Source organism: Agromyces badenianii (assembly GCF_003070885.1).
GTDB lineage: Bacteria > Actinomycetota > Actinomycetes > Actinomycetales > Microbacteriaceae > Agromyces > Agromyces badenianii.
This window is the reverse complement of the sequence record NZ_CP028913.1, coordinates 160,497-182,756: the sequence shown is the minus strand read 5'-3', so window position 1 is coordinate 182,756 and position 22,260 is coordinate 160,497. Positions and strand designations below refer to the sequence as shown.

Below are 22,260 nucleotides of genomic sequence, written 5' to 3'. Positions count from 1 at the left end.
CCTTTTCTTCGGGCGCGCCGGGGGTCGCGCGCCTGTCGGGTTAAGTGTGCGCCCGCGGCATCCATTCGGTACAGCGAATGAATCTGAACGATACTGTTCGGAAGAACCGAACGATAGGTGGATGCCCCGGAGGTGCGCCATGCTCGACGTGCGACGCCTGCGACTGCTCGTCGAGCTCAGCGACCGCGGCACCCTCTCGGCGGTCGCCGAAGCCCTCTCGTACAGCCCGTCGTCGGTGTCGCAGCAGCTCAGCCAGCTCGAACGCGAGGCGGGGGTGCCGTTGCTCGTGCAGGTCGGGCGGCGCGTGCAGCTGACCCCGCAGGCCGTGGTGCTCGTCGGGCATGCCCGTGCGGTGCTCGACCGGCTCGAGGAGGCGGAGTCGGAGGTCGCCCGCTCACTCACCGCCGTGGGCGGCACGGTGCGCATCGCGGTGTTCCAGTCGGCGGCGCACGCCGTGGTGCCGCAGGCGCTCACGCTGCTGCGCGCCGAGCATCCCGCCCTGAGGGTCGAGGTCACCGAACGCGAACCCGACGTCGGGCTCTTCGAGGTATCGGCGCGCGACTTCGACCTCGTGATCGCCGAGCAGTACCCGGGCCACACCCGCGCCCACCGTGAGGAGCTCGACCGCGTGCACCTCGTCGCCGACTCGATCCGGCTCGCGCTGCCGCCGCATCCCGCTCATTCCAGCGGATATACGATCCGGCGCGCCGACGAATCGGGCGCATGGGCCGGGGTGGCGGATCGTATATCCGCAGATGTGCACGGCAGGCGGGGCGACAGGGATGCCTCGCGCGAGCACGCCCTCGCCGCCGCCGCGACCATGCCGTGGGTGCTCGAGCCCGAGGGCACGGCGTCGCGCGACTGGGCCGAGCAGCTCTGCCGTGAGGCAGGCTTCGAGCCCGACGTGCGCTTCGAGACGGCCGACCTGATGGCGCACATCCGGCTGATCCGCTCGGGCAACGCGGTCGGCCTGCTGCCCGACCTCGTGTGGGCGGGCGAGGCGCCGAGCGTCGCGCTGGTCGACCTTCCGGGGCATCCCGAACGCGAGGTCTTCACCTCGACGAGGCAGGCTGCCGCGGCCCGCCCGGCGGTCGTCGCGTGCCGCGACGCCCTCGCTCGCGCGGCACGCGCGATGGCGACCCCGTCAGGGCGCTGAGCCACCCGATCGATACGCTGTGCCCATGTCGCGAACGATGCAGCGCCTCGCCCTCTCCGCAACCGTCCTGCTCACCGCGTCGGCGCTCACCGCCTGCGCCGGCAACCCCGGCGGGTCGGCAGAGCCCGCCGATCCCGTCGGCACCTGGGGCGATGCCGTCGCTGCGGGCGAACCGTCGCTCGCCCTCGCCGGCGACGGCAAGCTGACCGGCACCGACGGCTGCAACCGGCTCATGGGCACGTGGACGGCAGAAGACGACGCGATCGCCTTCACCGACGTCGCCTCGACGCGCATGGCCTGTGAGGGCGTCGACACGTGGCTCTCGAACCTCGCGACCGGCACGATCGCGGGCGAGACCCTCACCGTGCTCGATGCCGACGGCGCCGAGATCGGCACGCTGCCGCGCGCCGAGTAGTCGCTACCGCCGAGCGGATGCCGCGGCGAGCCGCTGCCCGTGCTCGGCGAGCTGCTCGAGCACCTCGGGCGGCCCTTCGACGTGGTACCGCACCCCGCGCGGAATCCAGATCAACGCCATCAAGAGGCTCTCGGCCGCCTCGGCCTCGAGCGGCCAGGCGCAGTGCTCGGCATCGACCGCCACGACGTCGCGGCCGTACCAGCCGAGGTGCTCGACGAGTGCCGCCTGCGGCATCTCGACGATCGCCCGCACCTTCACGCTCCGATCGCGCCAGCGCACCGCGGCCTCGACCCTCGCCCGTGCGTCGTCGTCGGTCATCGGGCGCGGCTCGAAGTGCACGCGGGTGGGGAACACCTCGCTGATGCGGTCGAGCCGGAACGTGCGCCAGTCCTCGCGCTGCCGGTCCCAGGCGAGCAGGTACCAGCGGCGGGCGACCGGCACGAGCCGGTACGGCTCGATCACTCGGGATGACGCCTCGCCCGAGGCATCCGTGTAGGTGAATCGCAACCGCTCCGAGTCGCGGCAGCCGAGCGCGAGCAGCCCGAGCAGCTCGGCGTCGATCTCGGGCGACGGCCGGCCGGTGCGGGCCGAGCCCGGGCCGCCGGCCCCGGCGGCGGCGTGCGACTGCAGCGCCTCGATGCGGCGGCGCAGCGCCGGCGGCAGCACCTGCTCGATCTTCGCGAGGGCGCTGAGCGTCGTGTGCTCGGCGCCGCGCAGCGCAGCGGTGGCCTGGGAGCGCAGCCCGACGGCGATCGCAACCCCCTCGTCGTCGGTGAGCAGCAGCGGCGGCAACCCGGTGCCGGCCTCGAGCCGGTAGCCCCCGGTCGAGCCGCGCGCCGACTCGATGCCGTACCCGAGGTCGCGCAGCCGCTCGACGTCGCGGCGCAGGGTGCGCTCCGAGACGCCGAGCCGATCGACGAGTTCGTGCGCGGCCCAGTGCCGGTGACTCTGCAGCAGGGAGAGGAGTTCGAGGGTTCTCGAGGTCGTTGCGGCCATGTTCCAAGTTTCCCATCCATGAGGACAGAAACTGTCCGGATGCCTCGAGAGACTGCAGATATGACGAACCAGATGATCTCCGCTCAGGGCCTCACGAAGACGTTCCCCGCCAAGGGGAAGGTCGTGGAGGCCGTCCGTTCCGTCGACCTTTCCGTCGACGCCGGCGAGCTCGTCGCCTTCCTCGGCCCGAACGGCGCCGGCAAGTCGACGACGCTTCGCATGCTCACCACACTGCTGCCGCCGACGAGCGGCGAGGCGGTCGTCGCCGGCTGCGACATCCGCCGCGATCCCGCCGGCGTGCGCCGCCGCATCGGCTACGTCGGCCAGGGCAATTCGGGCGGGCACACCCAGCGTGTGCGCGACGAGCTGCACGCGCAGGGCGCCTTCTACGGCATGGGTCGCCGTGAGACCCGGGCGCGCGCAGATGAGCTCATCGAGTCGCTCGAGCTCGGCCAGGTCGCGGGTCGGCAGGTGCAGTCGCTCTCGGGCGGGCAGAAGCGCCGGCTCGACATCGCGCTCGGCCTCATCCACCGCCCCGAACTGCTCTTCCTCGACGAACCGTCGACGGGCCTCGACCCGCACAGCCGGGCGAATCTGTGGGAGCACATCGTCGAGCTCCGCCGCGAGACGGGCACGACGATCTTCCTCACGACGCACTACCTCGACGAGGCCGACCAGCTCGCCGAGCGGGTCATGGTGATGGACCACGGCCGGGTCATCGCCGACGACACGGCGTGGGCGCTGAAGGAGTCGCTCGCCGGCGACCGGGTGAGCCTCACCTTCGATTCGGCGACGGATGCCGCGGCCGCCGCAGCACGCATCGGCGGCGAGGCCTCGGGGCAGGTCGTCACGGTGACCGCTCCCGGCGGCGACCGGGCACTCCCCCGCTACATCCGCTCGCTCGCCGACGCCGGCCTCGACGTCGTCGCCGCGACGCATCGCCAGCCGACCCTCGACGACGTGTTCCTCGCCCTCACGGGCCGCAGCCTCCGCGAGGCGCACGCCCCCACGGCCGCCGCCGCCGCCGCGGCCGCCGCCGCCTGAGAACAGGCAGACACGCGGCATCCGCTTCGAGTACAGGCGCCTGCCGCACCCGACGACCGAGAACCCCTGTTCTCATGACACGAAGGATCACCCTCATGACCACCATCGACACCACCGCCCGCCCCACCGGCTTCTTCCGCGACACCGCCTCCGTCTTCGTGCGCGAGTCCCGTCCGCTCGTGCGCGACCCGTTCAGCGTGATGTTCTCGCTCGTGCAGCCGCTCGTCTTCCTCGGCCTGTTCGGCCCGTTACTGGTCGGCGCGGCCGGCGGCGACGTCGCGGGCACCCTGCAGTGGTTCGTGCCGGGCATCCTCGTCATGGTCGCGCTCTTCGGCACGGCCTCGACCGGCGCGAACCTGCTCTTCGAGATGCAGACCGGATCGCACGAGCGCACGCTCGTCGCCCCGCTCTCGCGCAGCGCGCTCCTCGTCGGCCGCGCCCTCAAGGAGGTCGTGCCGCTCGTCGTCCAGGGCACGATCGTCGTGCTCGTCGCGGTGCCGTTCGGCTTCTCGCTCGATGTACCGGGCCTCATCGCGGGCCTCGTGGTGCTCGCCGTCTTCGGCATCGGCTTCGGGGCGCTGAGCTACACGCTCGCACTCGCCTGCCGCAATCGCGACTGGATGTTCTGGATGGTGCACCAGACGCTGCTCTTCCCCCTCATGATCCTCTCGGGCATGCTGCTGCCGCTCGACGACGGTCCGGCCTGGATGCAGGTCGCCGCCGCGATCAACCCGCTGAGCTACCTCGTGGGCGCCGAGCGTGCGCTGCTCGCGGGCGACTTCGGCGCACCCGCGGTCGTCGGCGGCATCATCGCCGCGGTCGTCACCTGCGCGATCGGCGTGCTCATCGGCGTCCGGGCGATGCGCCGGGCCAGCTGACCGCGAACGCCAGAGCGGTGCGCGGGCCCGGGTCGCCCGCGCACCGCGCACCGCGCTCGCGACGAGGTCACATTCCGTTCCGCGCCGCGCGCTAGGATGCCGCCGCAACCTGCCTCGGGATCCGTGCGCTGGCCGTTGCGAAGCGAAGCGCGGCAGAGTGATCCCCGAGCAGGTGGATGCCCGAGCCGCCGAATCGGGAGGATTCGATGATGGCAGGTACCGGCCCCCGGGATTGGGTGCCGCCGTCGCGGCATCCGGCACCGGTCGTCTCGCTTCGGATGAAGCGTCCTCGTCGGCGCCGAGTCGGCGGATTCCGGCGCGGTCTCGCGCTCAGCCTGCTCGTCGTGCCGGCCGCGACCGCGGCTTGGGTGTTCCTCTGGCAGTACGGGGTGATCTCGAGCATCGTCGCGGTACTCGCGTCAGTCGGGGCGCTGTGGCTGTTTCGCCTCGGCTCGGCCGGACCCGTGTCCCGGCGCGGGGCCATCGCGGTCACCGTCGTCGCGACGCTCACTGTGCCGATCGGCATCGCTGCCGCAGTCGCCTTCCACGCCGCACGTGGCGGCGGCGACATCCTCGTCGCTCTCGCCGATTGGAACGCCTGGCTGACGACCGCGCTCGTCGGTCTGGCGCTGGGACTGACCGCGATGGTGCCCGCATTGTGGTCGGCGACGACCGGTCGCACGTTCTCGCGGGCGGCCGAGCTGGGGATCTCCGTGCTCGGCCTCGCGCTCGCGATCGCCGCTCAGGCATTCGTTCCGGCGCTCACTCCGGCGACGGCCGAAGCTCGCCTCGGATACGGTTTCGCGGTCGGAGACTGCGCCTCAGGCGAGGTGGCGGTCCAGGGAGTCGTGCAGGAAAGCACCGCTCGGCTCGTCCCATGTTCGGACCCGCACTTCGGCGAGGTCGTGCACGTCGGCACGACGCACGGTCGAAACGGCGACGGACTCTTCCCGGGCGCGGAATGGCTCTCCCTCGAGTCTCAGGTGCAGTGCACGGACCCGTTCGGGGCCTACGTCGGAGTCCCCATGGAGCAGAGCAGCCTCTCGCGATTGGTCGTGTTCCCCACCGAGGCGCAGTGGACCGCCGGCGAGCGCCATCTCGTCTGCATCGTGTACGACAGCGCCGGCGACACGGTCGGCACGCTCCGCGCCGCCGCGCGCTAGGTCGGCTCACTCGCCCCATTCGGGCGCCGGGCGTGACATCCGTTGGATCACGTACGCTCATGGAATGCCCCACGACGTCGTGATCATCGGCGGTGGCCACAACGGCCTCACCGCAGCCGCCTACCTCGCTCGCGCAGGCCAGCGGGTGCTGCTGCTCGAACGCAGCGACCAGCTCGGCGGTGCCGCCGTCTCGGCGCAGGCGTTCGACGGGGTCGACGCGCGCCTCTCGCGGTACTCGTATCTCGTCAGCCTGCTGCCGCAGCGCATCATCGACGATCTCGGCCTCGACATTCAGCTCGTGCGGCGGCGCTTCTCCTCGTACACCCCCGACCCGTCCGATCCCGCGCGCGGATTGCTCGTCGACCGCGAGGCCGACCCCGACGCTGCACTCGCGGCCTTCGCACGGGTCGGCGCCGACGCCGACTTCGCCGCCTGGAACGATCTCTCCGCCGACACCGCACGCCTCGCCGAGCGGCTCTTCCCGACGCTGACCGAGCCCCTTCCGACGCGCGACGAGGCCCGCATGCTGGTCGGCGACGACCGCATCTGGCGCGATCTCATCGAGCAGCCGCTCGGCGCCGCGATCGACGCGCGCTTCACGAACGACCTCGTGCGCGGCGTCGTCGCGACCGACGGCCTGATCGGCACCTTCACCGAGCTCGACGACCCGGCACTCGACGCCAACCGCTGCTTCCTGTACCACGTGATCGGCGGCGGCACCGGCGATTGGGACGTGCCCGTCGGTGGCATGGGCGCTGTGACTGGCGAGCTCGCGCGGGCCGCGCGCGAGGCCGGCGCCGAACTCGTGACGGGCGCAGAAGTGATCGCCGTCGATCCGTCGGGCGAGGTGCGGTGGCGAGAGCGCGGCGATGCGAGCGAGCGGATGTCGCAGGCCGGCGTCGTGCTCGCGAACGTCGCGCCCGCAGTGCTCGACCGGCTCGTCTCCGCCGGGCCAGCGCACTCGGTGCCCGCGGTCGTGCGCGAACGCCTGCGCGAGTTGAACGCCCCCGAGGGCGCCCAGGTGAAGGTGAACCTGCTGCTCACCCGCCTGCCGCGGCTCCGCGATGCCGACGTCGCACCCGAGGCGGCGTTCGCGGGCACCTTCCACATCAACGAGCTCGAGTCGCAGCTGGCCTCAGCCTACGGCGACGCCGCCCGCGGGCGCATCCCATCGCCGTTGCCGTGCGAGATCTACTGCCACACCCTGAGCGACCCGTCGATCCTCTCCCCCGAGCTCGCGGCATCCGGCGCCCACACCCTGACGGTCTTCGGCCTGCACGTGCCGCACCGCCTGCTCGAGCGCTACGGCAACGAGGAGTTGCGCACCGAGCTGCAGGCGGCCGTGCTCGCCTCGCTGAACTCGGTGCTCGCCGAGCCGATCGAGGGCGTCATCGCGACGGATGCCGCCGGCCGGCCCTGCATCGAGACGAAGACGACGCGCGACATCGAAGAGTCGCTCGCGATGCCCGGTGGCAACATCTTCCACGGGCCGCTCTCGTGGCCGTGGGCCGAGCCGGGCGCACCGCTCGCGACTCCGGCCGAGCGGTGGGGCGTCGCGACGGCGCACCCCGGCATCCTGCTCTGCGGTTCGGGCGCGGTGCGCGGCGGCGCGGTCAGCGGCATCGGCGGGCACAATGCGGCGATGGCGGTGCTCGAGGCATCCGTCGGCTGAGGCGCGCGCCTCGCCGGCCCGACCCCGAGCCGACCCCGGCCCGACCCTCGAGCCGACCCCCGAGCCGACCTCAGCCGAGCACGACCCAGCCGATGCCGACGACGAGGGCGAGCACTCCCAGTACGACCGCCGGCACGACGGGCTCCTTGCGCTTCACGTGCAGCGCGATGGCGGCGCCCATCGTGACGGCGAGGGCGAAGGCGGCGACGGGCGTGAGCCAGGGCAGGATGCCGGTGGCCGCGGGCAGCACGAGCCCGAGCGCCCCGAGGAACTCGAGGATTCCGACCGCGCGCGCCTGGCCGTCGGAGAGGTCCTCCATGTACGCCATCTTGGGCAGAAGCTTCTCGCGCGGGGTGGCCGACTTCGTGACGCCGGCGGCGAGGAAGACGAGGGCGAGCAGCACGGTGACGATCCACAGGGCGATGATCATGGGGTTCTCCACTTCGGTTACGATGAGTGCGTGACGCACGATTCGTGACTGTAACCGAGAGGTCCCGCGCACTTTACCGTGCGTCACGCACCTCGAAGTGCGTAACGGAAGGAGCCCCATGGGCGCGACGGATGCCACGCTCCGCATCGCCGACGATGTGCCGATCGTCGACCATCCGCATGTCGGTTCGTCGACCTGCAGCACCGATCACCCGGCGAGCGCCGTCATCCGCGACGTGCTGTCGAGGGTCGGAGACAAGTGGAGCCTGCTCGTCGTCGGCCTGCTGCACGACCGGCCGCTGCGGTTCACCGCACTGCACCGCAAGGTCGACGGCATCTCGCACCGCATGCTCACGCAGACCCTGCGCAACCTCGAACGCGACGGACTCGTGTCGCGCACGAGCTATCCCGAGATCCCGCCGCGGGTCGAGTACGCCGCGACCCCGCTCGGCCGCTCGCTCGCCGAGCCCGTGCTCGGCCTCGTCGGCTGGGCCGCGGCGAATCACGAACAGATCACGGCGGCACGCGACGCCTTCGACGACGACGCCGACGGCCCTGCGCCGCAGCCTCGCTAGAAGACGAAGAGCTGCCCGAGCACCATGATCGCGATGATGAAGAGCACGACGACGGCGCCGACGATCGTGAGCGACTTCACCGACAGCTTGGCGACGCCGAAGCCGACGAGGAACGGCAGCGCCACGAGGAAGACCGTCACGATCCACCAGAAGGCCGAGTACCCGGCCGGGGATGCATCGCCGAGACGCCCGCCGAACAACTGCTCGGTGCCCGGGTGGGTCGCGAAGGCGAAGGCCGCTGAAAGCGGCACCGCGATGAGCGCCGCGACGATGAGGCCGGCGAGCGCACCCCACAGCCCGGACTTGCCCTCGGTGATGTCCATCGCCTGCTCGTGCGTCGCACCCTTGGAATTCATTCGCTCACTCTAGTGTCGAGCCGCGGCGCTCTGGTAGATCGACACCGACGGGATTAGCCTGAGGGAACGAGCGAACGGGGGCCGAAGATGACCGCGAGACCGACCGGGCACTACGTCCTGAAAGAAGACGGTCTGTACCTGCAGTTCGACCGCCTGTTCTACGCTCCCATCGAAGACGTGTGGTTCAGCCTCACGAATCCGACGGCCATGCAGGCCTGGATCGGCACCTACACCGGCAGGCCCGCCACGGGGGGGGTGCGCTTCCGCATGGGGTCGGAAGGCGAGGCCGAGTGGCAGAACGTCAGCATCCTCGAGTGCGCGCCGCCGCACCGGTTCACCGCCGACTCGGGGCCCGGCCCGACCGGCATCCGGCTCTTCTGCCACCTGGTCGAGGGCGGCGGCATGACCACGCTCACGCTCGGCCAGCGACTGCACAGCCCGGCGGAAGCCGCCGACATGGGCCCCGGCTGGGACTACTACCTCGACAGCCTCGCCGCCACCCGGGCGCGAGCGCCGCTGCCCGATTGGGAGACCTACTACCCCTCGTTCTCGCCGCACTACCGGGAACTCGCCGTTCCCGGCGCGGTGCGGTGATCGAGCCGTTCCCCCACGCGCGCACCGCCGGCGACGGGCGACGGATGTCCCGATTCCGCCGCATCCCGAACCCTAGACTGTGCCAGTGAACACGACTGAACGACTGCGGCGTCGCTCCGCAGACTCCGAGACGCGCACCACCGGGCTCTTCGCGAACAACCCGTTCCGGTGGGGATTCATCGTCACCCTCGGTGTGCTGCTCGCGGTGCTGCTCGCCATGATCGTCGTGAACCTGCAGAGCGTGCTGCTCTCGGTCTTCATCGCCGCGTTCGTCGCGCTGGGGCTCGACCCGCTCATCCGCTGGTTCCAGCGTCGCGGGCTCTCCCGCGGCGGCGCGATCGTGACGGTGATCATCCTCTTCATCGTCGTGGTGCTCGGCATCGTCTGGATCGTGGTGCCGCCCGTCATCGAGCAGGCGACCGCCCTCATCAAGAACCTCCCCTCGCAGATCACGAAGCTGCAGGGCTCGGACTGGTTCGAGCAGGTCGACGAGACGACCAACGGCTTCGCCTCCGCGGCCATCGCCTGGGTCGGCAAGCTGCTCGGCGACCCCAACACCTGGGCCACGATCGGCGGCGGGGCGCTGCAGCTCGGCGCATCCCTGGTGAACGCCGTCTCGACGAGCGTCTTCGTCGTCGTGCTCTCGATCTACTTCATCGCCACGCTCGACACGACGAAGCGCGCCTGCTACCTGCTGATCTCGGCATCGCACCGCAGCCGGGTCGTCGACTACGCCGAGCGCATCATGAACTCCGTCGGGCGCTACCTCAGCGGAATGGTCGTGCTGGCGTTCCTCAACGCGGTGTTCTCGACCATCCTGCTGACGCTCGTCGGGGTGCCGTACGCGCTCATCATCGGCGTGATCGCCCTCTTCGTGACGCTCATCCCGCTCATCGGCACGGTGCTGACGACCACGCTGATGACGATCATCGCCCTCTTCACCTCACCCGCGGCAGGGCTCATCGTGCTGCTCGTGATGCTCGTCTACATGCAGGTCGAGGCCTACATCCTGACCCCGAAGGTCATGGGCAAGGCGGTGCAGGTGCCGGGCACGATCGTGCTCATCTCGGCCCTCGCCGGCGGCACCCTGCTCGGGCTGCTCGGCGCGCTCGTCGCGATCCCGATCTCGGCCGGCATCCTGCTCATCATCCGCGAGGTCGTGATCCCGCAGAAGGCCCGCTCCTGACGACCGGCGATCAGTGCCAGACCGACGGCGCCGCCGCGCGCGTGGGCGGCAGCGCGACATCGGTGCCCCACTGCTCCATCCAGTCGGGAATCTCGTCGGCGCCCGAGACGCCGAGCGCCTCGACGATCTCGGACATCGGCACCGTGCCGCCCGCCTTCTTGAGGAACCGGGCGCGGATGAAGCCCTGCGCGTAGATCTCGGGCTCGCCGTCGGCGCCGGGGCGCACGTAGCGCTGCTCCATGTAGACGGCCTTGTCGTCGTGGCCGACGAGGCGGGACTCGATCGTGAAGCGATCCCAGAGCTGCAAGGACTTCCGGAACGTGATCGTCTCGCTCGCGACGACCGGGTACCACCCCTTCTCGCGCATCATCGCCCAGACGCCGTTGCGCACGAGCATGTCGAAGCGGGCGACGTCCATGATCGAGAAGTAGACGCCGTTGTTCATGTGCCGGTTGATGTCGAGGTCGGTCGGCAGGGTGATGAAGTTCGTGCGGGCGACCTCGAAGTGCCCGAGCTCGGGCTTGCGCCGCGAGAGGAACAGCACGTGGAGCAGGGTGCGGAAGAACATGTGCATGATCAACGACTGTATGCCGAGATCGTGGTGGGTCATCGAAGGTTGGTGGGTCGCCACAGTCAGGGCGACGGATGCCGCGGCTCCCGTTGTGCGAGGCCGCGATCGCCTACTCGGCGACCGCGAGGAGCCGAGAGCGCAGATGCGTCGCCGGCGCGGCCGTGAAGCCGTCGAGCGTCATCGTCATCTCGATGAAGGCGTGCCCCACACGGTCACCCCTTCACGGGAACGTGCCGCTCGTCGACGCCGCGGTACACCGACAGCGGGCGGATGAGCGCGTTCGAGGCGGCCTGCTCCATGATGTGCGCCGTCCAGCCGGTGATGCGGCTCGCGACGAAGAGCGGCGTGAACGTGGGAGTGTCGAAGCCCATCAGGTGGTAGACGGGACCGGCCGGATAGTCGAGGTTCGGCTTGATGCCCTTGCGCTCGGCCATGGCCGTCTCGAGCGCGAGGTAGAGCTCGAGCAGGTCGGGCCGCTCGTAGTGCTCGACCATGCGCTCGAGCGCATCGCGCATGGTCGGCACGCGCGAGTCGCCGTTCTTGTAGACGCGGTGCCCGAAGCCCATGATCTTGCGCTTCTCGGCGAGCGCGGCATCGAGCCAGCCCTCCGCGGCATCGGCCGAGCCGATCTCGGCGAAGGTGTGCATGACGGCCTCGTTGGCGCCGCCGTGCAGCGCCCCCTTGAGCGCGCCGATCGCACCGGTGACCGCCGAATAGAGGTCGGCGAGCGTCGACGTGATCACCCGGGCGGTGAACGTCGAGGCGTTGAACGAGTGCTCGGCGTAGAGGATCATCGACACGTCGAACGCGTTGACGACCGCGAGCTCGGGGGCCTCGCCGAAGGTCTGCCAGAGGAAGTTCGCCGAGAAGCCGAGGTCGTCGCGGGGCTCGATGAACTCGAGCTCGTGTCGACGGCGCTGGTCGTACGAGATGATCGAGGGCAGCTTCGCGAGCAACCGGATCGACTTGTCGAGGTTCGCCTCGACGCTGTCGTCGGGGGTCGCCGGGTCGCTCGCGCCGATGACGGAGACGGCGGTGCGCACGACGTCCATCGGGTGGGCGGTGAGCGGCAGCTCGTCGACGATGCGCTTGACCTCGTGGTCGAGGCCGCGGAACGAGCGCTCGCGTTCCTCGAAGGCGGCCAGCTGCACGTCATCCGGCAGCTCGCCGTACCAGAGCAGGTAGGCGACCTCCTCGAAGGTGGCCGACGCCGCGAGCTCCTGCACGGGGTACCCGCGGTACAGCAGCGAGTTCGACTCGGGGTTCACCTTCGAGATCGCGGTGTAGTCGACCGGCACGCCGGCCAGTCCCTTGAAGATCTCGGGCTGCTCTGCCATGGACGTGCTCCTCTGCTCGTTGCTCGTGCTCGTAGTCGTGCTCGTGCGGTTCACGCGTCAGCGGTCGACGGTGAAGTTGAAGATACTCGTGTCGAAGTGGTTGTAGCCCTCGTAGTCGATCAGTTCGTAGAGCTCGGCGCGGTGCTGCATCTCGTCGAGCCTGCCGGTGAGCGCACCGGCATCCGTCAGTTCGTCGAGGCCGCGCACCGCCGCGCCCATCGCGAGGCGCAGCAGCGACACCGGCCAGATGACGATGTTCATGCCGACGCTCGAGAGCTGCTCGACGGTGAAGAGCTCGCTCTTGCCGAACTCGGTCATGTTGGCGAGCAGGGGCACGTCGACGGCGTCGCGCACCGCTTCGAACTCGGCGAGCGAACGCATCGCCTCGGGGAAGATCGCATCGGCACCCGCGTCGACGAGCGCCTTCGCGCGGTCGACCGCGGCGGCGAGCCCGTCGACCGCGGCGATGTCGGTGCGCGCCATGATCAGGAAGTTCGGGTCGCGGCGGGCGTCGACCGCAGCGCGGATGCGCTGCAGCGCCGTGGACTCGTCGACGACCTGCTTGCCGTCGAGGTGCCCGCAGCGCTTCGGGTTCACCTGGTCTTCGATGTGCAGGCCGGCGAGCCCGGCATCCTCCATCTCCTGCACGGTGCGGGCCACGTTCATCGGCTCGCCGAAACCCGTGTCGGCGTCGATGATCGCGGGCAGCTCGGTCATCCGGGTGATCTGCCTGCCGCGCCCGGCGACCTCGGTGAGCGTCGTCAGGCCGATGTCGGGCAGGCCGAGGTCGGCCGAGAGCACGGCACCCGAGATGTAGACGCCCTCGAAGCCCTTCTGCTCGATGAGTCGCGCCGAGAGCGGGTTGAACGCTCCCGGGAACCGGAGCAGCTCGCCGCCCGCGAGCCGTTCGCGGAAGAGCCGGCGCTTCTCGGCGGGCGGGGTCGTGGCGTACAGCATCAGAACAGCCCCTCGGGGATCTCGACGCCGACGAGCGCGCCCGGCGCGACGGTGAAGGTGAGGCCGCCGAGCTCGTCGGGGCCGAGCTCGGGCAGGCGCTGCGCGACGTCGAGGAAGCGCTCGATCTCGTCGGGCGTGAGCGCCCACTCGGCGAGCGTGCGGAACTTCTGCACGTACTGCTCGCGGGCGAACGGCCGGGCCCCGAGCGGATGCGCGTCGGCGACGGCGATCTCGTCGACGATCTCGCCGCCGTCGGCGAGCTTGATGACCACCCGTCCGCCGAACGCCTTCTCGGCGATGTCGTCGGAGTGGTAGCGACGGGTCCACTCCGGGTCTTCGACGGTCGAGACCTTCCTCCAGAGCGCCACGGTGTCGGGCCGGTGCGCACGCTCGGGCGAGTACGACTCTGCGTGGTCCCAGGCGCCGTCTTGCAGGGCGACGGTGAAGATGTAGGGGATCGAGTGGTCGAGGGTCTCGCGCGAGGCATCCGGGTCGTACTTCTGCGGGTCGTTCGCGCCCGAGCCGATGACGAAGTGCGTGTGGTGCGAGGTGTGCAGGGTGATCGACTCGATGCGCTCGGGGTCGTCGAGGATCAGCGGGTACTCGTCGTGGAGCTTGCGGGCGAGGTCGATCCAGGCCTGCGCCTGGTACTCCGCCGAGTGCTCCTTCGTGTACGAGTCGAGGATCGCGCGCTTGGCCTCGCCCGCGCCGGGCAGCGGCACGTCGTAGGAGGCATCCGGTCCGTCGAGGAGCCAGGCGATGACGCCGTCCTCACCCTCGTAGATCGGCACGGGGCTCGTCTGGCCGCGCATCGCCCGGTCGACCGCCTCGACGGCCATCTTTCCGGCGAACGCGGGAGCGTGCGCCTTCCAGGTCGAGATCTCGCCCTTGCGGGACTGCCGGGTCGCGGTGGTGGTGTGCAGGGCCTGGCCGATGGCCTGGAAGATCGTCTCCTGGTCGAGGCCGAGCAGGGTGCCGATGCCGGCAGCGGCCGAGGGGCCGAGGTGGGCGACGTGGTCGATCTTGTGCTTGTGCAGCGAGATCGCCTTCACGAGGTCGATCTGGATCTCGTAGCCCGTGGCGATCGCCCGCACGACGTCGCGCCCGGTGAGCCCGCGGCTGGCCGCGAGGTGCTGGGCCACGGCGACGATCGGGGGGATGTTGTCGCCGGGGTGCGAGTACTCCGCCGCGAGGAAGGTGTCGTGGAAGTCGAGTTCGCGCACGGCGACCCCGTTGGCCCACGCCGCCCACTCGGGCGAGGTGCGCCGCGCGGCATCCGCACCGAAGACCGTGGCGCCGTCGCCGCCGATCGAGACCGGATGCGCGAGGGCCTGGCTGCGCGCCGAGACGACCGGGCCGCGGGCGATCGACGCGGCCGCGACGGCGGCGTTGTCGATGACCCGGTTCACCACCATGTCGACGACGTCGTCGTCGAGCTCGACCGGGTCGGTCGCGACGCCCGCGAGCTTCCAGGCGAGCTGGCCCTCACGGTCGAGGTTCTCGTCACTGCGGTGCGTGCGGACGTGGTGGAGGTGCATGGTGGACCTTTCTGACTGTTCCATCGGTCAGGCTACGCGGTGCCCGTCGGGCTGACGAGCCTCGACCGAAGCGAGTGCGTGGCGAAGACTCAGGTGCAGGTGCACATGGCTGGCATGGGCCGCGAGCGACGCGTCGCCGGCGACGATCGCCTCGACGATCAGAAGGTGCTCGGATGCCGCGGCGCGCAGTCGTTCGGGATTGTGACGGGCCAGCCGCCGCACCCGTGCCGAGTGGAGACGCGCGCTGCGGAGGGCGCCCGTGAGCAGCGGATTCGCGACCGCGGCGTCGATCTCGCGGTCGAACGCGTCGACGGTGTCGTAGTAGTCGCGAAGCCCGGCGTCGCCCGAGGCGAGTTGGGCCGGGGTCTGCTGCAGCCGCCGGCGGAGCCCCTCGAACCGCGCCGGATCGCGTCGCATCGCCGCGAGGCGGGCGGCCCGCTCCTCGAGTGCCTCGCGAAGCTCGTAGAGCGCTGTGATGCTCGCGGCCGTCAGCTCGCTCACCTGCAGCACGCGTGCCGACGCGGCGGTCGCCAGGCCATCGGCCTCGAGCCGGGCGAGTGCTTCGCGCACGGGGGTTCGGGAGACGCCGAGACGGGTGGCCTGCTCGACCTCGGCGAGCGCGGCACCGGGCTCGAGCACTCCGTCGAGGATCTCCTCGCGGAGGATCTCGTAGGCTCGCTCGCTGGCTCGCATCGTCTCACCTCCCCGACTTATGTATACGCTTCAGTCCGCAATCCCGCAAATCCGCGATCGTTTCCGAGCTTTTGTATACATACGGGCGGCGATCATCGCCAGTGCACGGCGAACGCTACGCGGGCGACACCGGGTCGTAGCGGGCCTCGTCGAGCACGCGTGCCGCGAGACCCGGCGGGAGGTCGCCGAGCTCGGGTGGATTCCACCGCGGCTGCCGGTCCTTGTCGATGACCTGCGCGCGGATTCCCTCGCGCAGGTCGTGCTGCTCGATGAACCACGACACCGCACGGAACTCCTGCTCGAGGGCGGCTTCAAGGCTCGGCAGCGTGCGGGCGCGGCGCACCGATTCGAGGGTCACGGCGAGCGCCGTCGGCGACAGGGTCTCGAGCTCGTCGGCGGCCGATGCGGCATAAGCGGAGGCGGCCGGGTCGAGTGGATGCAGCGGGAACGAGCCCGACGGGTTCCCGTCAGCCGGCACCGTCACTCGCCCCTCGGCGAAGGCACGGAGGCGACGGATGATCTCGCCGACCGAGGGCGCCGAGTAGCAGGCGTCGACCCAATCGCGGGCGAGCGCCAGGGCGGACGGGCCGGGTGTCTCGTCGAAGAGCATGACGATCTCGGCCGGGGTGCCGGGGTCGGCGCGTTCGGCGAGCGCCTGCAGCAGGTGCGGCAGCCGTTCGGAGGGCACGAACGAGTCGGCGAAGCCCGCGTGCAGGGCGTCGGCGGCATCCATCGTGCGGGAGTTCAGGGCGAGGTGCACGCCGAGCTCGCCCGGCGCGTTCGCCAGCAGCCAGGAGCCGCCGACGTCGGGGGTGAAGCCGATGCGGGTCTCCGGCATCGCGACGCGCGATCGTTCGGTGACGACGCGCACCGAGGCGTGGCCGGCGAGGCCGATGCCGCCGCCCATCGTGATGCCGTCCATGATCGCCACGACGGGCTTCGGGTAGCGGGCGATCGTGGCATCGAGCCGGTACTCGGCGCGGAAGAACCGACGGGCCTCGGCGTGATCGTCGTTCGACGCGTAGTGGTAGAGCTCGCGGATGTCGCCTCCCGCGCAGAAGCCCCGCTCCCCCGCGCCGTCGATCACGACGAGGCCGACCTCGGTGTCGTCGCGCCAGGCGTCGAACACCGCCGTGAGCGCGCGGATCATCTCGTAGCTGAGCGCGTTCAGCGCCTGGGGGCGGTCGAGCGTCACGTGGCCGACACCGTCGGCGACGCTCGCGGAGATGTGGTCGCTCACGAGTGACACCGTAGCGGCATCCGCGACGTCGAACGCGTAGCATTCGGGAATGGTCCCCGCTGAGAACCTCTGGGCGTTCGTCGTCGCGTCGGTCGTGCTCATCGTGATCCCCGGACCGAGCGTGCTGTTCGTCATCGGCCGCTCGCTCGCACTCGGTCGTCTCGGCGGGCTCCTCAGCGTCATCGGCAACGCCCTCGGCATGCTGCCGCTCGTCGCCGCCGTGGCGCTCGGCGTCGGCGCGATCGTGGCCCAGTCGGTGGTGCTGTTCACGATCATCAAGTTCGCCGGCGCGGCGTACCTCGTCTACCTCGGCGTGCAGGCGATCAGGCACCGAGCGGATGCCGCGGCATCCGTCGATCGCAAGGCGGCACCGAACTCGCACTGGCGCCAGCTCGGCGAGGGCTTCGTCGTCGGCGTCACGAATCCCAAGACGATCGCGTTCTTCGTGGCCGTGCTGCCGCAGTTCGTGTCGTTCACGGCGGGGTCGATCCCGCTGCAGCTCTTCGAGCTCGGTGTGGTGTTCATTGTGCTCGCGCTGGCGTGCGACTCGGTCTGGGCGCTCGCCGCGAGTGCCGCGCGCGGCTGGTTCGCCCGCTCGCCGAAGCGGCTCGCCCACCTCTCGGCGACGGGCGGCGTGATGATGATCGGTCTCGGCGGAGTGCTGGCGCTCAGCGGCAACAAGCACTGAGCCTGTGGATGGCGAGAGCCGACGGCGTGCCGTACTCGGTACGCTGCCGCGATGATGCATCCGTTCGAGCTCGTCGCCGACCCCGTGCGACGGCGGCTCATCGAGGTGCTCGCGGTGGGTGAACACCCCGTCGGCGTGCTCAACGACGTCATCGCGATGGAGTTCTGCATCTCGCGGTCGGCGGTGTCGCATCACCTGCGGATCCTGCGCGACGAGGGCGTCGTCACGGTCGCGCAGGATCAGGGGTTGCCGCAATCGCGGCTGTACGTGCTCGACGGCGACTTCCTCGAACGTCTCGACGACGCCGTCGGGGCGCTCTTCGCCCTCTGGGATCAGCGGTACGGCACCGGCGTGCGCCGGGCTCCCGAGTTCCCGGCCCGACCGTTGCCGCCCACCCGAGCTCCGCACTCGCACCGCGCCGGTCGGAAGGGCATGCGCGGGCGCCGCTCCCCCGGCTTCGACGAGCCCCTCGGCCAGAACCCCTGAGACAACCACCCACTTCACCCTCGAACCCTGAGACAACCACCCACTTCACCCTCGAACCCCGAGACGACCACCCACTTCACCCTCGAACCCCGAGACAACCACCCTCTTCACCCTCTAACCCTGGGACGACCACTTCTCGACACGACCGCTCTGTACATCGCCGCGACAAGTTCTGCGAAATCGGCATGCCAGTTCCGCCTCATCGACTGAGGCGGAACTGGCATGCCGTTTTCGGGAAACATCGTGCAGAATCTGAACCCGCGGCGGAGATGCGGGAGTGGGCGGCCAGGAAGGCCGGGAAGCCGGGCGGCCGGGAGAGCCGGGCGGCCGGGCGGCCGGGAAAGTCGGGCGGCCGGGCGGCCGGGAAAGTCGGGCGGTCGGGGAGGCCGGGGCGGACGGGGAGGCCGCGCTCAGGCGACACGACGTAGCATCGACGGGTGGCCGTCGCCAAGATCCTCCTCTACTACGCCTTCACGCCGCTCGCCGACCCCGACGCCGTGCGGCTGTGGCAGCGCGACCTCGCCGAGTCGCTCGGGCTCCGCGGTCGCATCCTGATCTCCGAGCACGGCCTGAACGGCACCCTCGGTGGCGAGATGGCCGCCCTCAAGCGCTACGTGCGCAAGACCCGCGACTACCCCGCGTTCAAGCACATCGACTTCAAGTGGAGCGGCGGCAGCGGACTCGACGACACCGGCGCGAGCCTCGACTTCCCGAAGCTCAGCGTCAAGGTGCGCGAGGAGATCGTCTCGTTCGGCGCGCCCGGTGAGCTGAGTGTCGACGGGCAGGGCGTCGTCGGCGGCGGCACGAAGCTGAGCCCCGACGCGTTGCACGAGCTCATCGCTGAACGCGGTGACGAGGTCGTCTTCTTCGACGGTCGCAACGCGCTCGAGGCGGCGATCGGCCGTTTCGCCGGCGCCGTCGTGCCCGATGTCGAGACGACCCGCGACTTCGTCGACGAGCTCGAGTCCGGAAAGTACGACGAGCTGAAGGGTCGCCCCGTCGTCACGTACTGCACCGGCGGCATCCGCTGCGAGGTGCTCTCGAGCCTCATGACGAGCCGCGGCTTCGGCGAGGTCTACCAACTCGACGGCGGCATCGTGCGATACGGCGAGCGCTTCGGCGACGACGGCCTCTGGCAGGGCTCGCTCTATGTCTTCGACGGACGCGGCTCGCTCGACTTCAGCGATCACGCCGCCGTCATCGGCACGTGCTCGAGCTGCGGCGATCCCACGAACCGCACCGCCAACTGCACGGATGCCGGGTGCGACGTCGAGTTCGTGCGGTGCGAAGCGTGCGGGGCGGGCGCCTGCCCGGCGCATGCCTCCGCCGCCGCGTGACCTCCGCCGCCGCGTGACCGCTGCCGACCGAGTGGCCGGCCCACCCTCGCGAGGGTCGATTCACGTCACCCCGTCGCGCGGGCCGAGACGTCGCGCGGCCGTGACCGCGGGCGCCGGGCGTACGCGCGGGCGGCCCGGCTCGAGAGCGCGAGCAGCACCAGGATGTCGAGCGCGAGCGTGATGAGCGTCGTGCGCAGCGTGATCTCGGTGTCGGTTGCGAAGTAGTCGAATGCCGACCACGTGATGCTGAGCGTCGCGAAGACCATCACGGTGATGCGCGCCCAATTGCTGCCGCGGTAGATGAGCAGTGCGAGCACGAGTTGCACGGCGAGCACGATGCCGCCCACGACGAGCACGACCAGGAGGGCGAAATTCGAGCCGGCCTCGGCTTGCGCGTCGAAGTCGAGCGCGAGCCCGAGGTCGTCGATGAGCACCCGCCGCCACAGCACCGCGAGCGAGATGAGCCAGACGATGCCGGCGACCACCCGGCAGACCACGAGGATCGCGCCGAACACGGTCGCCGTCGGCCGCTTCATCACTGGCGCGACCGGCGCCGGGGCCACGAGCACCGCCGGCGACTCGAACGCCGGGCGCTTCTCGACGCTCATCGCGCCGCCCCCGTCTCGCGCGCGACGCGGGTCTCGACGGGCAACCGCGGCTCAGCGGCATCCGCTGCCTCGACCGCGTCGACCGCCTCGACCGGCACCGCGCTGACGTCGACGACCGGCAGATCTCCGTCGGTGCGGATCGTGTCGCCGCCGCCGTTGCGGGAGTGGTAGCCCGTCGAGAAGTCGGCGAGCACATCGACCCGCGCTGCGGGGTTCGCCGCGATGACGGTGTCGACGATGTGGTCGCGCTCGATGTCGATGTCGGCGTCGATCTTGTGCGTGATCTGCAGCGTGAACAACGAGAAGCCGACCGCGCGGTCGAAGGTGCCCGCCGCGAGCCAGTCGACCCGGCGCCCGCCCGGCAGCAGCCAGCTCTCGGGGGTGCGCCAGAACCGCACGTGGTGACGGCGGGCGGGATTGCCCTCGACCTCCTGCTGGTAGGCGAAGTCCTGCTGACGCCCGAAGAGGAAGAGCGGGCTGACCGGCGCCTCGTCGTAGCTGCGACGGGTGATGGTCGACGCCACGATGCGCCAGCTCGACGCGCCCGTCACGTCGTCGGCCCGGGTCCAGCCGGCCGCGCGCATCGCCGCATGCAGCGACGCCTCCTCGCCGTCGAAGGCGAGGTTCACCGGGTCGCCGAGCAGTCCATCGCTCGTGCGGGCCCGCCCGATGAAGTAGTCGGGCACGTAGACGGCCGTCAGGATGCGGTGCAGCCGAGGCAGCACGAGATAGGCGAGCACGAGCCAGAACACCACGAAGAAGGCGATGCCGAACCAGCCGAACGCGAACGACTCGGTGAGCACCAGCCAGGCGAGCCAGACGGCTGCGATGCCCGCATAGATGAAGAAGAAGCCGTCGAGCAGCACGGTAAAGGAGACCCTGCGCGCGGGAGCAGGGTCGACGGCAGCGCTCCCGATCCTGTCACCGGATGCCCCGGCCCCCACCTCCGACATGTGCCCATGCTAGCGACGACGGGCCGCGACCCGACCGACACGAGCCACTGCCGACGAATGCGCCGACTCGTTAGTCTCGCTGCATGGCCTACGACGTCGCACGCATTCGGTCGGAGTTCCCCTCGCTCGAGAGCGGCTGGGCCCAGTTCGACGGGCCGGGGGGCACGCAGACGCCGAGGTCGGTCGGCGACGCCGTGGCATCCGTGCTCACCGGCCCGCTCTCGAACCGCGGCACCATCGGGGTCTCCGAGGAACGCGCCGAAGCGGCGGTGCACGGTTTCCGGCTCGCGATGGCCGACCTCGTCAACGGCCACCCGCGCGGCATCGTGCAGGGGCGCAGCGCCACGCAGCTCGCCTACGACTTCTCGCGGCACCTCTCGAAGCAATGGGGCGCGGGCGATGAGGTCGTCGTGACCCGGCTCGACCATGACTCGAACGTGCGCCCGTGGGTGCAGGCGGCCGAGCGGGTCGGCGCGACGGTGCGCTGGGCCGACTTCGACCCCGCCACGGGTGAGCTGCCCGTCGAGGCGGTCACCGCGTTGCTCACCGACCGCACCCGGATCGTCGCGGTCACAGCGGCGTCGAACCTGATCGGCACGAAGCCCGACATTCCGGCGATCGCCGCCGCTGCGCACGGAGTCGGCGCGCTCGTCTACGTCGACGGGGTCCACTCCACGGCACACGAACTGCCCGACATCGAGGCCCTCGGCGCCGACTTCTTCACCTGTTCGCCGTACAAGTTCCTCGGCCCCCACTTCGGCGTGCTCGCGGCGGCGCCCGAACTGCTCGAGACCATCGCACCCGACAAGCTGCTGCCGTCGACGAACGTCGTGCCCGAGCGGTTCGAGTTCGGCACCCTGCCCTACGAGCTGCTCGCCAGCGCCACGGCGGCGGTCGATGCGCTCGCCGGCCTCGACGGGTCGCCCGATGCCGCGAGCTCCCGCCGCGCGCGGCTCGCCGCGTCGTACACGGCACTGCACGGGCATGAGGAGGGACTCCGAACCCGCATCGAGTCGGGACTCGCCGCCCTGCCCGGCGTCACCGTGTGGTCGAGGGCATCGCGGCGCACGCCGACGCTGCTCATGACCTTCGCCGGCCACGAGGCATCCGAGGTCACGAAGCGCCTGGCCGAGCACCGGGTGCTCGCGCCGAGTGGCAACTTCTACGCCCTCGAGGCGTCGCGGCACCTCGGCCTCGGCGACGCCGGCGGCCTGCGGGTCGGGCTCGCGCCCTACACCGACGACGATGACGTCGAGCGGTTGCTCGCCGGCCTCGCGAGCGCGCTCGGCTGACGCGGGAACCCCGCGAATCCGCGAATCCCCCGCGAGACGGATGCCCTGCGCTCCGCTTGCTCGCTAGTGTGAGCGTGAGGCGGCGTGCCGCCCGGG

24 protein-coding genes are annotated in these 22,260 nt (G+C 70.6%); 13 read left to right on the top strand and 11 right to left on the bottom strand.

Features of this window, described 5'->3' with window-relative positions:
- Positions 1-139 precede the first annotated feature (139 nt).
- The gene (locus DCE93_RS00875) at positions 140-1,156 is read left to right on the top strand and encodes a LysR family transcriptional regulator (protein WP_108594228.1); all 1,017 of its coding nucleotides are present in this window, start codon (positions 140-142) and stop codon (positions 1,154-1,156) included.
- Positions 1,157-1,181: 25 nt separating this feature from the next.
- On the top strand, positions 1,182-1,571 hold the full coding sequence (locus DCE93_RS00870) for an META domain-containing protein (protein ID WP_244284201.1): 390 nt from the start codon (positions 1,182-1,184) through the stop codon (positions 1,569-1,571).
- Positions 1,572-1,574: 3 nt separating this feature from the next.
- Here the strand turns inward: DCE93_RS00870 and DCE93_RS00865 are convergent, their stop codons facing one another.
- Positions 1,575-2,567, bottom strand: a complete 993-nt coding sequence (locus tag DCE93_RS00865; protein ID WP_108594227.1) for a helix-turn-helix transcriptional regulator — start codon at positions 2,565-2,567, stop codon at positions 1,575-1,577.
- A gap of 60 nt (positions 2,568-2,627) precedes the next feature.
- Between DCE93_RS00865 and DCE93_RS00860 the strand changes: the two genes are divergently transcribed.
- From DCE93_RS00860 to DCE93_RS00845, 4 genes are all read left to right on the top strand, one after another.
- Positions 2,628-3,611, top strand: a complete 984-nt coding sequence (locus DCE93_RS00860; RefSeq protein ID WP_205647449.1) for an ATP-binding cassette domain-containing protein — start codon at positions 2,628-2,630, stop codon at positions 3,609-3,611.
- Positions 3,612-3,706: 95 nt separating this feature from the next.
- Complete coding sequence (locus tag DCE93_RS00855; protein WP_108594226.1) at positions 3,707-4,489, top strand: ABC transporter permease; 783 nt, start codon at positions 3,707-3,709, stop codon at positions 4,487-4,489.
- 209 nt (positions 4,490-4,698) lie between these two features.
- Complete coding sequence (locus tag DCE93_RS00850) at positions 4,699-5,652, top strand: septum formation family protein (protein WP_168186147.1); 954 nt, start codon at positions 4,699-4,701, stop codon at positions 5,650-5,652.
- Between the two features lie 64 nt (positions 5,653-5,716).
- Positions 5,717-7,324 carry a phytoene desaturase family protein gene (locus tag DCE93_RS00845; protein WP_108594224.1) on the top strand — a complete coding sequence of 536 codons (1,608 nt, stop codon included), beginning with the start codon at positions 5,717-5,719 and terminating at the stop codon, positions 7,322-7,324.
- A 70-nt stretch (positions 7,325-7,394) separates the two neighbouring features.
- On the opposite strand, the gene DCE93_RS00840 is transcribed toward DCE93_RS00845, so the two are convergent.
- The gene (locus DCE93_RS00840; RefSeq protein WP_108596496.1) at positions 7,395-7,754 is read right to left on the bottom strand and encodes a DoxX family protein; all 360 of its coding nucleotides are present in this window, start codon (positions 7,752-7,754) and stop codon (positions 7,395-7,397) included.
- A gap of 118 nt (positions 7,755-7,872) precedes the next feature.
- On the opposite strand from DCE93_RS00840, the gene DCE93_RS00835 reads away from it, so the two are divergent.
- On the top strand, positions 7,873-8,328 hold the full coding sequence (locus DCE93_RS00835; RefSeq protein ID WP_108594223.1) for a winged helix-turn-helix transcriptional regulator: 456 nt from the start codon (positions 7,873-7,875) through the stop codon (positions 8,326-8,328).
- Here the strand turns inward: DCE93_RS00835 and DCE93_RS00830 are convergent.
- On the bottom strand, positions 8,325-8,684 hold the full coding sequence (locus DCE93_RS00830) for a hypothetical protein (RefSeq protein ID WP_108594222.1): 360 nt from the start codon (positions 8,682-8,684) through the stop codon (positions 8,325-8,327). The genes DCE93_RS00835 and DCE93_RS00830 overlap by 4 nt on opposite strands.
- A gap of 87 nt (positions 8,685-8,771) precedes the next feature.
- Here DCE93_RS00830 and DCE93_RS00825 point away from each other — a divergent pair, with 87 nt between their 5' ends.
- The gene (locus DCE93_RS00825) at positions 8,772-9,278 is read left to right on the top strand and encodes an SRPBCC domain-containing protein (protein ID WP_108594221.1); all 507 of its coding nucleotides are present in this window, start codon (positions 8,772-8,774) and stop codon (positions 9,276-9,278) included.
- 85 nt (positions 9,279-9,363) lie between these two features.
- Positions 9,364-10,464: an AI-2E family transporter gene (locus DCE93_RS00820; RefSeq protein ID WP_108594220.1), complete on the top strand. Its 1,101-nt coding sequence runs from the start codon at positions 9,364-9,366 to the stop codon at positions 10,462-10,464.
- 10 nt (positions 10,465-10,474) lie between these two features.
- Here DCE93_RS00820 and DCE93_RS00815 read toward each other — a convergent pair whose 3' ends face one another.
- From DCE93_RS00815 to DCE93_RS00790, 6 genes are all read right to left on the bottom strand, one after another.
- Positions 10,475-11,038 carry an acyl-CoA thioesterase gene (locus DCE93_RS00815; RefSeq protein ID WP_108596495.1) on the bottom strand — a complete coding sequence of 188 codons (564 nt, stop codon included), beginning with the start codon at positions 11,036-11,038 and terminating at the stop codon, positions 10,475-10,477.
- A gap of 209 nt (positions 11,039-11,247) precedes the next feature.
- Positions 11,248-12,372 carry a bifunctional 2-methylcitrate synthase/citrate synthase gene (locus tag DCE93_RS00810; RefSeq protein ID WP_108596494.1) on the bottom strand — a complete coding sequence of 375 codons (1,125 nt, stop codon included), beginning with the start codon at positions 12,370-12,372 and terminating at the stop codon, positions 11,248-11,250.
- A gap of 57 nt (positions 12,373-12,429) precedes the next feature.
- Positions 12,430-13,329, bottom strand: a complete 900-nt coding sequence (gene prpB, locus DCE93_RS00805; protein ID WP_108594219.1) for a methylisocitrate lyase — start codon at positions 13,327-13,329, stop codon at positions 12,430-12,432.
- Complete coding sequence (locus DCE93_RS00800; RefSeq protein WP_108594218.1) at positions 13,329-14,867, bottom strand: MmgE/PrpD family protein; 1,539 nt, start codon at positions 14,865-14,867, stop codon at positions 13,329-13,331. Before DCE93_RS00800 ends, prpB begins: the two co-directional genes overlap by 1 nt.
- A 27-nt stretch (positions 14,868-14,894) precedes the next feature.
- Positions 14,895-15,560 carry a GntR family transcriptional regulator gene (locus tag DCE93_RS00795; protein WP_108594217.1) on the bottom strand — a complete coding sequence of 222 codons (666 nt, stop codon included), beginning with the start codon at positions 15,558-15,560 and terminating at the stop codon, positions 14,895-14,897.
- Between the two features lie 115 nt (positions 15,561-15,675).
- The gene (locus tag DCE93_RS00790; protein WP_168186146.1) at positions 15,676-16,800 is read right to left on the bottom strand and encodes an enoyl-CoA hydratase/isomerase family protein; all 1,125 of its coding nucleotides are present in this window, start codon (positions 16,798-16,800) and stop codon (positions 15,676-15,678) included.
- Between the two features lie 49 nt (positions 16,801-16,849).
- On the opposite strand from DCE93_RS00790, the gene DCE93_RS00785 reads away from it, so the two are divergent.
- From DCE93_RS00785 to trhO, 3 genes are all read left to right on the top strand, one after another.
- Positions 16,850-17,488, top strand: coding sequence for a LysE family translocator (locus tag DCE93_RS00785; RefSeq protein ID WP_108594215.1), 639 nt, complete (start codon positions 16,850-16,852; stop codon positions 17,486-17,488).
- Positions 17,489-17,539: 51 nt separating this feature from the next.
- Entirely contained in the window at positions 17,540-17,974 is a 435-nt protein-coding gene (locus DCE93_RS00780; protein ID WP_108594214.1) for an ArsR/SmtB family transcription factor, read from the top strand.
- A 437-nt stretch (positions 17,975-18,411) separates the two neighbouring features.
- Positions 18,412-19,311: an oxygen-dependent tRNA uridine(34) hydroxylase TrhO gene (gene trhO, locus DCE93_RS00770; RefSeq protein WP_108594213.1), complete on the top strand. Its 900-nt coding sequence runs from the start codon at positions 18,412-18,414 to the stop codon at positions 19,309-19,311.
- A 65-nt stretch (positions 19,312-19,376) separates the two neighbouring features.
- Here trhO and DCE93_RS00765 read toward each other — a convergent pair whose 3' ends face one another.
- Together DCE93_RS00765 and DCE93_RS00760 are read right to left on the bottom strand one after the other, a co-directional pair.
- Entirely contained in the window at positions 19,377-19,919 is a 543-nt protein-coding gene (locus DCE93_RS00765) for a hypothetical protein (protein WP_108594212.1), read from the bottom strand.
- Complete coding sequence (locus tag DCE93_RS00760; RefSeq protein ID WP_108594211.1) at positions 19,916-20,872, bottom strand: LssY C-terminal domain-containing protein; 957 nt, start codon at positions 20,870-20,872, stop codon at positions 19,916-19,918. The genes DCE93_RS00765 and DCE93_RS00760 overlap by 4 nt, the downstream gene beginning before the upstream one ends.
- Positions 20,873-20,955: 83 nt before the next feature.
- Here DCE93_RS00760 and DCE93_RS00755 point away from each other — a divergent pair, with 83 nt between their 5' ends.
- Complete coding sequence (locus tag DCE93_RS00755) at positions 20,956-22,164, top strand: cysteine desulfurase-like protein (RefSeq protein WP_108594210.1); 1,209 nt, start codon at positions 20,956-20,958, stop codon at positions 22,162-22,164.
- Positions 22,165-22,260: the final 96 nt, after the last annotated feature.

What these genes read in the sequence shown, in the direction of transcription:
- DCE93_RS00875 (WP_108594228.1), top strand. Translation starts at nt 140, where the DNA reads ATGCTCGACGTGCGACGCCTGCGACTGCTCGTCGAGCTCAGCGACCGC.
- DCE93_RS00870 (WP_244284201.1), top strand. Translation starts at nt 1,182, where the DNA reads ATGTCGCGAACGATGCAGCGCCTCGCCCTCTCCGCAACCGTCCTGCTC.
- DCE93_RS00865 (WP_108594227.1), bottom strand. Translation starts at nt 2,567, where the DNA reads ATGGCCGCAACGACCTCGAGAACCCTCGAACTCCTCTCCCTGCTGCAG.
- DCE93_RS00860 (WP_205647449.1), top strand. Translation starts at nt 2,628, where the DNA reads ATGACGAACCAGATGATCTCCGCTCAGGGCCTCACGAAGACGTTCCCC.
- DCE93_RS00855 (WP_108594226.1), top strand. Translation starts at nt 3,707, where the DNA reads ATGACCACCATCGACACCACCGCCCGCCCCACCGGCTTCTTCCGCGAC.
- DCE93_RS00850 (WP_168186147.1), top strand. Translation starts at nt 4,699, where the DNA reads ATGGCAGGTACCGGCCCCCGGGATTGGGTGCCGCCGTCGCGGCATCCG.
- DCE93_RS00845 (WP_108594224.1), top strand. Translation starts at nt 5,717, where the DNA reads ATGCCCCACGACGTCGTGATCATCGGCGGTGGCCACAACGGCCTCACC.
- DCE93_RS00840 (WP_108596496.1), bottom strand. Translation starts at nt 7,754, where the DNA reads ATGATCATCGCCCTGTGGATCGTCACCGTGCTGCTCGCCCTCGTCTTC.
- DCE93_RS00835 (WP_108594223.1), top strand. Translation starts at nt 7,873, where the DNA reads ATGGGCGCGACGGATGCCACGCTCCGCATCGCCGACGATGTGCCGATC.
- DCE93_RS00830 (WP_108594222.1), bottom strand. Translation starts at nt 8,684, where the DNA reads ATGAATTCCAAGGGTGCGACGCACGAGCAGGCGATGGACATCACCGAG.
- DCE93_RS00825 (WP_108594221.1), top strand. Translation starts at nt 8,772, where the DNA reads ATGACCGCGAGACCGACCGGGCACTACGTCCTGAAAGAAGACGGTCTG.
- DCE93_RS00815 (WP_108596495.1), bottom strand. Translation starts at nt 11,038, where the DNA reads ATGCACATGTTCTTCCGCACCCTGCTCCACGTGCTGTTCCTCTCGCGG.
- DCE93_RS00810 (WP_108596494.1), bottom strand. Translation starts at nt 12,372, where the DNA reads ATGGCAGAGCAGCCCGAGATCTTCAAGGGACTGGCCGGCGTGCCGGTC.
- prpB (WP_108594219.1), bottom strand. Translation starts at nt 13,329, where the DNA reads ATGCTGTACGCCACGACCCCGCCCGCCGAGAAGCGCCGGCTCTTCCGC.
- DCE93_RS00800 (WP_108594218.1), bottom strand. Translation starts at nt 14,867, where the DNA reads ATGCACCTCCACCACGTCCGCACGCACCGCAGTGACGAGAACCTCGAC.
- DCE93_RS00795 (WP_108594217.1), bottom strand. Translation starts at nt 15,560, where the DNA reads ATGCGAGCCAGCGAGCGAGCCTACGAGATCCTCCGCGAGGAGATCCTC.
- DCE93_RS00785 (WP_108594215.1), top strand. Translation starts at nt 16,850, where the DNA reads ATGGTCCCCGCTGAGAACCTCTGGGCGTTCGTCGTCGCGTCGGTCGTG.
- DCE93_RS00780 (WP_108594214.1), top strand. Translation starts at nt 17,540, where the DNA reads ATGATGCATCCGTTCGAGCTCGTCGCCGACCCCGTGCGACGGCGGCTC.
- DCE93_RS00765 (WP_108594212.1), bottom strand. Translation starts at nt 19,919, where the DNA reads ATGAGCGTCGAGAAGCGCCCGGCGTTCGAGTCGCCGGCGGTGCTCGTG.
- DCE93_RS00760 (WP_108594211.1), bottom strand. Translation starts at nt 20,872, where the DNA reads ATGTCGGAGGTGGGGGCCGGGGCATCCGGTGACAGGATCGGGAGCGCT.
- DCE93_RS00755 (WP_108594210.1), top strand. Translation starts at nt 20,956, where the DNA reads ATGGCCTACGACGTCGCACGCATTCGGTCGGAGTTCCCCTCGCTCGAG.